The 422-nt window shown below is 39.6% G+C and carries 2 protein-coding genes; both read right to left on the bottom strand.

Annotated features, from left to right (window positions below; translation table 11 throughout):
- The coding region (locus A3735_RS09335; protein ID WP_068637988.1) for a P-II family nitrogen regulator at positions 1-238 on the bottom strand (238 nt) is incomplete at its 3' end.
- Positions 239-308: 70 nt separating this feature from the next.
- On the bottom strand, positions 309-422 hold a 114-nt coding region (locus A3735_RS09330; protein WP_197485797.1), incomplete at its 5' end, for an FKBP-type peptidyl-prolyl cis-trans isomerase.

The following is a 422-nucleotide window of genomic DNA, read 5'->3' as shown; positions in this document are numbered from 1 at the left end:
CATTTGTCATCGCTTCGATAACTTTATCTAGCATATCTTCACTGATCGCTACTTCTAGTTTAACTTTTGGTAGAAAGTCTACAACGTACTCAGCGCCACGATACAACTCTGTATGACCTTTCTGGCGACCAAATCCTTTAACTTCAGTAACTGTTATACCCTGAACACCGATTTCTGATAGTGCTTCACGTACATCATCAAGTTTAAAAGGTTTGATTATCGCAGTAACAAGCTTCATTCTATTCTCCGTTATCTTAAAAAGACTCGTAATTGTTCTGTTACGAGTAGTTATATCTCACTATAGTTGTTTATTCATTGATGCCAAGCAACTCAACATCAAAAATTAGTACCGAGCCAGCCGGGATGGCGCCAGCAGCTCTATTTCCGTAGCCAAGTTCGCTCGGAATAAATAATCGGGTCTT

Source organism: Oleiphilus sp. HI0061 (assembly GCF_001635675.1).
The sequence above is the reverse complement of the archived record's forward strand: the minus strand, read 5'-3'. Positions and strand labels throughout refer to the sequence as shown.